The 7,805-nt window shown below is 38.3% G+C and carries 8 protein-coding genes; 6 read left to right on the forward strand and 2 right to left on the reverse strand.

What is annotated here, in order from left to right:
- Positions 1-349 precede the first annotated feature (349 nt).
- From V7149_RS22245 to V7149_RS22265, 5 genes are all read left to right on the forward strand, one after another.
- Positions 350-1,507 (forward strand): branched-chain amino acid ABC transporter substrate-binding protein, encoded by a 1,158-nt coding sequence (locus tag V7149_RS22245; RefSeq protein WP_335347776.1) that lies wholly within the window; start codon positions 350-352, stop codon positions 1,505-1,507.
- Positions 1,508-1,712: 205 nt separating this feature from the next.
- A complete protein-coding gene (locus V7149_RS22250; protein ID WP_335347769.1) occupies positions 1,713-2,618 on the forward strand; it encodes a branched-chain amino acid ABC transporter permease in 906 nt (301 codons plus the stop codon).
- A gap of 2 nt (positions 2,619-2,620) precedes the next feature.
- Positions 2,621-3,598 (forward strand): branched-chain amino acid ABC transporter permease, encoded by a 978-nt coding sequence (locus V7149_RS22255; RefSeq protein WP_335347770.1) that lies wholly within the window; start codon positions 2,621-2,623, stop codon positions 3,596-3,598.
- Between the two features lie 27 nt (positions 3,599-3,625).
- Positions 3,626-4,396: an ABC transporter ATP-binding protein gene (locus V7149_RS22260; protein WP_335347771.1), complete on the forward strand. Its 771-nt coding sequence runs from the start codon at positions 3,626-3,628 to the stop codon at positions 4,394-4,396.
- Complete coding sequence (locus V7149_RS22265) at positions 4,393-5,109, forward strand: ABC transporter ATP-binding protein (protein WP_335347772.1); 717 nt, start codon at positions 4,393-4,395, stop codon at positions 5,107-5,109. Before V7149_RS22260 ends, V7149_RS22265 begins: the two co-directional genes overlap by 4 nt.
- A gap of 54 nt (positions 5,110-5,163) precedes the next feature.
- Here the strand turns inward: V7149_RS22265 and V7149_RS22270 are convergent, their stop codons facing one another.
- Together V7149_RS22270 and V7149_RS22275 are read right to left on the reverse strand one after the other, a co-directional pair.
- The gene (locus tag V7149_RS22270) at positions 5,164-6,270 is read right to left on the reverse strand and encodes a M24 family metallopeptidase (RefSeq protein ID WP_335347773.1); all 1,107 of its coding nucleotides are present in this window, start codon (positions 6,268-6,270) and stop codon (positions 5,164-5,166) included.
- Positions 6,271-6,315: 45 nt separating this feature from the next.
- Positions 6,316-7,395, reverse strand: coding sequence for a M24 family metallopeptidase (locus V7149_RS22275; RefSeq protein WP_335347774.1), 1,080 nt, complete (start codon positions 7,393-7,395; stop codon positions 6,316-6,318).
- A 279-nt stretch (positions 7,396-7,674) separates the two neighbouring features.
- Here V7149_RS22275 and V7149_RS22280 point away from each other — a divergent pair, with 279 nt between their 5' ends.
- The gene (locus V7149_RS22280; RefSeq protein WP_335347775.1) at positions 7,675-7,797 is read left to right on the forward strand and encodes a hypothetical protein; all 123 of its coding nucleotides are present in this window, start codon (positions 7,675-7,677) and stop codon (positions 7,795-7,797) included.
- The last annotated feature ends 8 nt before the right edge of the window (positions 7,798-7,805 follow it).

Here is a 7,805-nt window from a genome sequence, read left to right on the forward strand (position 1 = left end):
CCTATAAAGTGTCTATAATCTTTGACAAATCCAATGGCATAAAACGATATAGATGTACTAAGAAAGTCACGCTTTAACAAAATTTATACTAGTAATTATTTTCCGAAGATTATATACTTTCAGACATACACTAGTTTTTCTATCATTCACAATTCCTCACACACATCATCGAAGTAGTAAAGAAAGGGCTAAATCATAACATCTTAGCATTCCTCACACAAATGAGCAGTAAGCTTTCCCTTTTCTTTGAAGTAAGAAACTAGTTTTAAAGGAGGTGAAAGTTCGTTTCTATCCTTATTTGTAAAATCATTTAGCCAAAAATCAGTTGGAAAAGAAAAAAATAAAAGGGGTGTTTCATTTGAAAAAGTATTCCATGATAGCAATCGGTCTATTGCTCGTCCTCTCTATTTTCCTAAGTGCATGTTCTAGTGAAGGCAGTTCTGGTGGAGGAAAAAGCAATTCCGAAGAAATTTTAGTTGGTGTCCTCTTGCCGGTAACAGGAAATAATGCAACTGACGGAAAAGACATGTTAAACGCTATGCAAATGGCAGCAGAGAAAATAAATAATGATGGCGGAGTTAATGGAAAAAAATTAAAGCTTGAAGTGGCTGACGATGCCTGTGATCCTCAAATGGCCACAACAGCTGCTAATAAGCTTGTTTCCATGAAAGTAACTGCAGTTGTTGGAGGTTATTGTTCTGGATCTACATTGCCAGCATCAGGTGTTTTCAATAACGCTAAAATCCCTATGATTGTTGCAGCAGCTAATTCATCAGAATTACCAGCACAGGGCTATGAGAGCCTATTTCTAATTAATGGTTTAGTTCCAGACCAGGCCAAATCAGGGGCTGACTATTTCAAGGACAAAGGCGCTAATAACATTGTCATCATTCATGATAACTCAGCTTATGCAAAAAACTTAGCTGATTTTGCTCAGAAATCTGTTGAAGAAAATGGCGGTAAGGTCATTGGCTTCGAAGCTATTAATCCTGAAGAAAAAGATTTTGGCTCATTAATGACTAAGCTAAAATCGCTAAACCCTGATGGAACATATTTTACAGGTTATTATGCAGCGGGCGGGCTGATGATGAAACAATTCAAGGAAAAAGGCGTTTCAGGATTTTTTATGGTTGGTGATGGCAGTTATTCCCCAGATATTATTGATATTGCAGGGGCAGATAATGCGGAAGGTTTATTAGTGACAGCCACTCCTACAGCAAACTTCATTCCTGGAGCAGATGAATTTGTAAAAGAATATAAGAGTAAGCATAAAGATTTATCTCCTGGTCCATTCTCTGCCCTTTCATACAACGGTATGAATCTATTGGCAGATGCCTTGAAAAGAGCAAATTCAACAAGCAGTGAAGACATTACAAAGGCTTTAAAGGATACAAAAGCCTTCGAGGGTATTGGTCAGACGATTGAGTTTAATGACCAAAACTCTCTGAATCAATCAAACTTCCACGTTATGAAAGTAGTAAGTGGAGATTTCACTTTAGAAAAATAAGTAAAAATCACTGGAACGTTTAAACCTCAGGTCAAGCGTTTCACATTCCTCTTATATGCACTGGGCTGTCTTATACATAACAAGGGCCGACAATTAAATGTTTATCGTTAGTGTTAAGCATTGCAACGGTCGCCCCTTGTAGGACAGCACTAAATTCACTTCAAGCTTCCGCCAAATTTACGCACAGAGGAGAGTCGAAATAATAATGGATATATTCTTACAAATACTGATTGACGGATTAGTAATAGGTGCCTTTTATAGTTTAGTTGCTTTAGGATATACGATGGTATACGGAATTATTAAGCTGCTAAACTTTGCCCATGGTGATCTTTATATGATGGGTGCCTTCATCGGGTTTACCCTGCTCTCTTTATTTACGGGTGATGGCGGGTTTAATACTGGAATATTAGGTATTGGCATTGTATTCATTGGTACGATGGTGATAGTTGGACTGCTAGGGATGGGTGTTGAGAGAATTGCCTATCGGCCGCTGTTGCTTGCCCCTAGGCTATCAATATTAATTACGGCAATTGGTGTGTCTTTATCATTAGAATATACATCAATGATAGGATGGGGTGCTTCTTACAAGGTATACCCTATAAAACTGCCAAATGATGGACTTCAGTTTTTAGGAGCTCAGATCTCTTTTGCTCAGATAGGGATGATTGTACTTTCCGCACTATTAATGCTTGGTCTTCGCTTATTTATTGATAAAACTATTTACGGTAAGGCGATGCGTGCCATTGCTTTAGATCAAACAGCTTGCAGCTTAATGGGCGTTAACGTACACCGAATAATTGCCCTTACATTTTTTATTGGGGCATTCTTGGCTGCCGGGGCTGGACTCATGTCAGGCATCTACTATGGAACGATTAACTTTATGATGGGATTTGTCATTGGCCTTAAGGCCTTTACAGCAGCAGTTCTAGGTGGAATTGGAAATATAACTGGGGCTATGCTTGGAGGTCTAGTTCTTGGGATTATCGAAGCTTTCGGCACCTTTTACCTTGGCGGATCGTGGAAAGATGTACTTGCCTTCGGAATTCTCATCCTATTCTTAGTATTTAAGCCTACAGGCATACTAGGAGCAAAAGAAATGGAGAGGATGTAAAGATGAAAAAGTATAAGAAACAATCCCTTCTGCTTGCCATCATCGCCTTATTCATTCTTCCATTTTTCTTGAATAGTTATTGGTTAGATGTCTTAACCCTTGTACTTTTTTATGTTGTTCTTACTCAAGGATTGAATATAGTAGTCGGATATACCGGCCTGCTTGATTTAGGCTATGCAGCGTTTTTTGCTGTTGGAGCCTATACAACTGCCATACTGATGACCACTTATCATTGGTCCTTCTGGCTGACTCTTCCTGTCTCGTTCCTTTGCGCAGTTATCGCAGGTGTCGTTGTTGGAACTCCGACTCTCCGTTTAAGAAGTGATTATTTAGCCATCGTTACCCTCGGATTCGGTGAAATTGTAAAAATATTAGCTACCAATTTAGAAATTACTGGGTCTGCCTCTGGAATTTACGGTATTCCTCGTCCAGCCATTGGCAGCTATATTTTGTCATCACAAAAGGACTTTTATTATTTAATATTAGTTGTCGCCATCCTCTCCATCATTGCTGTTTACAGATTAGGGCGTTCAAGGATCGGACGGGCATGGATTTATATTCGTGAGGATGAGGATGCCGCAGAAGCTATGGGTATTAATCGAATTCGGCTGAAATTGCTTTCGTATGCATCTGGAGCTGTTATCGGAAGCTTTGCCGGTTCTATCTTCGCTGTCAAAATGAGTGCAATTGCCCCTTTAAGCTTTAGCTTTTTACAATCAGTTATGATTCTTCTTGCCGTTGTATTAGGAGGACTTGGAAGTATTCCAGGTGTTGTGATTGGTGCTGTATTAGTCATCGTTCTTCCAGAGCTTCTGCGTGGCGTAGATGACTGGCGCTATTTAATATTTGGGGTTTCCTTAGTGGCTATGATGATCTTCCGTCCGCAAGGAATTTGGCCATCTAAAAACGGAACTGAGGATGTGGCAGATATAGACGAGGATGAAAAAACGAATGACCCAAAACATACCATATCTATTTAGTCTTACTTCGAAAGAGAGGGGATTCAAATGTCTCTATTAACTGTAAAAGATTTAAAGCTGCAGTTTGGAGGATTACTTGCTGTAAATGATTTATCCTTTACTGTTGAAAAAAACTCCATTTCCAGTATTATCGGACCGAACGGAGCTGGAAAAACTTCAGTATTTAATATGATTACTGGCTTTTACCGGCCGACTAGCGGAGATATTAGTTTGGACGGGACAAGCTTAATCAATAGGAAGCCCAGTCAAATAACGGCTTTAGGAATGGCCCGGACATTTCAGAACCTTCGTTTGTTTCCAAACTTATCTGTGTTGGATAATGTAAAGTCTGGTATGCATTGCCGTACAAAACAGGCCGTTTGGGGTGCCTTGTTTCAAACAAAAAGCCAAAAAGAAGAAGAAAGATTAATAGAGCAGGTTGCTCTGGATTGCATTGAATTTGTAGGAATCACTAAGTATATGAAAAGATCAGCAAAAAATCTCCCTTATGGGGCCCAACGCTATTTAGAGATTGCCCGAGCACTGGCCACTCAACCAAAATTATTGCTATTGGATGAGCCGGCTGCTGGGCTCAACTTTGAAGAAAAGCAATATTTAATTCAGCTGATTAGAAGAGTTCGTGACGAATTTAACATTACGGTTTTAATGATTGAGCATGATATGGCATTGATTAAACAAATCTCCGAACATATTACGGTTATTGATTATGGTTGTAAAATTGCAGAAGGCACCCCTGAGGAAGTGCTGAATAACGAAAAGGTCATTGAAGCATACCTGGGCAAGGAGGAAGTCGTTTGAAGCCTCTACTAAAACTGACGGACGTAAATTCTTACTATGGGAAAATTCATGCACTAAATAATATAAATTTGGAAATTAATGAAGGGGAAATTGTTGCTTTGCTAGGAAGCAATGGAGCAGGCAAAAGTACGACCCTTAAAACGATATCCGGATTGATTAAGCCAAAATCAGGTAATATCGAATGGAATAGTCAGAGTATTGTCGGGGTTCAGCCGCATAAAATTGTCGAATCAGGAATTATTCATGTCCCTGAAGGAAGACGGATCTTTGGCGGCCTCACCGTTACAGAGAATTTAGAGCTAGGCGCCTTTACATATAGAAAGGATAAGAAATGGATAAAAGAAGGAATTGAACGATCTTTTGACCTGTTTCCACGATTAAAGGAACGATCTAAGCAGTTAGCAGGCACACTCAGCGGAGGCGAGCAGCAGATGGTTGCAATCAGCCGCGGTCTAATGGGAAATCCAAAGCTGTTGATGCTTGATGAGCCATCGATGGGGCTTGCTCCCATTATCGTTCAAGAGATTATGAGAATTATCCAGGAAATTAACAAGCAAGGAACGACCATTCTATTAATTGAGCAAAATGCAAAAGCTGCTCTTCGTCTTGCCAATAGAGGCTATTTAATTGAAATTGGGAATATTGTTATGCATGATACGGCAGAGGTTTTACGCGAGGATGATAAAATTATTAAAGCGTATTTGGGAGCTTGAGATGGATCTTTAAAACAAAAAAACCAGCACTGTGCTGGTTTTTTGCTTTGAAACTTAGCCAATACGAATCAATTCTGTTGGAAATGAAGTTAATAGCTTTCCATTGCCAGCTTCATCAATATAAACATTTTCCTCAATCCGTACTCCGCCATATCCCGGAATATAAATGCCTGGCTCAATCGTAAATAGGAGCCCGCTTTCTACGATTAAATCATTGTTTTCATGGACTGAAGGCTCTTCATGCACATCGATCCCCAAACCATGTCCTACACGGTTATTAAAATATTCCCCATAGCCAGCTTCTTTAATTACATTGCGGGCAGCAATATCAATTTCCCCAATTCGAATACCCGCTTTACAAGCATTTACGCCTGCTTCTGTGGATTTTCGAACAATATCATAAATTTCTCTCTGTTTCGCAGTTTCCTCACCAATGACAAATGTTCGAGTAATGTCAGAGCAATAGCCATCCACAATAACACCCATATCAATCAGTAAAAAGTCTCCTTGATTGATCGTTTTCTGATCTGGACTTCCATGTGGTAAGGATGCTTTTTCTCCTGATAAAACAATCGTTGAAAATGAAGGACCCGCTGCTCCAAACTTTCTCATAAGAAACTCTAATTCTGCCGTAAAGTCTTGCTCTGTCATACCAGCTTTGACCTTCTTAATTCCTTCAGCCATTACTTTTTCAATCACATGAATGGCAGTCTGAATCTTGCTGCATTCCTCTTGAGACTTTTTCATTCTTTGCTGGGAAATAAAATCTCCAATATTTTTATAGTTTAAATCAGAGAAAAAGAGATTGAGCTGTTCATGATGATATAAAGAAATAACTTTTGTTTCTAAGCCAATTGTATTAACACTTTCACCAATCGTGTCTTTTAATACTTTATATGGATTTACTTCATCAGAAATCGTTACAATCCTCTTTACAAAAGAATCATTTTCTGCAATTTCCCGATCTAAGGCAGGAACAAATAAATATTGATCTCCCTTATTAAGATCCATGACTAAAGCCATAAATCTTTCGTGAGGATCAGAATTGAAACCTGTATAATAGAAAACATTTTTTGGATCTTTAATGATCGCTACATCGACATTTTGATTTTCTAAGTATTTCTTTAACTCATTCAATCTACTTTGATATTGTTCTTGCATAAGTTGTCATCCCTTACATTTTATATTATTTCACACAGCTTAGGGCTATAAAATGACTAGCTCCTTCGTTGATGGGGTTAATACTTCTCGACCATTTTCGGTAATTAGGATAACATCCTCTACCCTCGCTCCGCCTAAGCCTTTTAAATAAATACCAGGCTCGACGGTTATTACCATGTTTTCCTCTAATACTTTGTCTTTTAATACAGAGAATAACGGGGCTTCATGAACCTCTATCCCAATTCCATGACCTGTGCCAGTTCCTGATTGTTCATTAAACCCGTGCTTAATAATATTTTCACGCATTAAATAGTCGACCTCTTTGTCAGTCAGCCCCGGACGTAAATGAGCAACGCAATTTTCGAATGAAGTCAGCACAACATCATGAAGGTTTCTTAATTCAGGTACCGGCTCTCCAATTGCAACAACCCTAGAAATATCGGCCCAATAGCCTTCGTAATTGGCCCCAAAATCAATTGTAATCATATCGCCTTTTTCAATAATTTTATCACTTGCACGTCCATGTGGCAAAGAGGAGCGATATCCGGATGCAACAATTGGAGAAAATGATGTAGTTGTGCCGCCATGTTTTTTAATAAATGCTCCAAGTTCTTCTGCTACATCCAGCTCAGACATACCAGCCCGGATAATATTTAGAATATGTAAATACGCTTTGTCAGTAATATCCGCGGCAACACGCAATTTCTTGATTTCGTCTTCCGTTTTAATCATACGAATCTTCTCGACTGCTTCAAAAGTTGGCACTAGTTCTGCGGAGAATAATTTTTCATTTCTGCTAAATAGCCCATAAGATAAATGCTCTTGCTCAAAACCAAGCTTACTAATCTTCATTTCATTCGCTTGGACAACAACTTCTTCAAAGATTTTCCCTTTATGGCCTGTATGCCCTGCGTGCAAAACAACTTCAAAGTCCTTTGCTTGATTTTGAGCCTGTTCAAAATAGCGATAATCGGTAATAAGCTTTGTTTCTGTTTCAGTAATAAGAAGTACCCCATTGCTTCCAGTAAAACCAGACATGTACAATCTGTTCACTGGATGAACGATCATCATTCCATCTACACCTAATTCATTAAACTTCTCTCGGAGTCTATTAATTTTATGCACACTTTTTCCCCCTCAAGTTTTAGATTCAATTAAATATTAATGCAATTTTTGTGCCATAAAAAAACGCAAGTAATGTTAAATTTAATAGGTTTGTTTTTCTGATTAAGTTTTAGTATTTTTTACACATTCAAAATTTTTTGACAACTTATGTATAACTTTTTAAACACAGTTAAATGAATTGCCTACAATTTTCAAAATATACTAATCAATTAAAGGACTTATGTACTGGCACAATTCTTGCAATATATTTTTGAATATTCTAAAAAGGAGGAGTCTATTTTGTTAAAACTAAAAACTGCAATAACTGTCATTCTTTCTCTTCTTATCGTTTTAGCCCTCACAGGTTGCTATGGAAAAAGCAATGAAACAAGCAAGCCATCATCAACACCAGAAACAAAATGAACTGAGAA

Origin of the sequence: Bacillus sp. JJ1503, assembly GCF_036965125.1 — a bacterium.
In the GTDB taxonomy this organism is placed as follows: Bacteria; Bacillota; Bacilli; order Bacillales; family Cytobacillaceae; genus Cytobacillus.

Bases quoted from the DNA above. Each gene is read 5' to 3' on its own strand.
- V7149_RS22250 (WP_335347769.1), top strand. From the start codon at position 1,713: ATGGATATATTCTTACAAATACTGATTGACGGATTAGTAATAGGTGCC.
- V7149_RS22270 (WP_335347773.1), bottom strand. From the start codon at position 6,270: ATGCAAGAACAATATCAAAGTAGATTGAATGAGTTAAAGAAATACTTA.
- V7149_RS22255 (WP_335347770.1), top strand. From the start codon at position 2,621: ATGAAAAAGTATAAGAAACAATCCCTTCTGCTTGCCATCATCGCCTTA.
- V7149_RS22260 (WP_335347771.1), top strand. From the start codon at position 3,626: ATGTCTCTATTAACTGTAAAAGATTTAAAGCTGCAGTTTGGAGGATTA.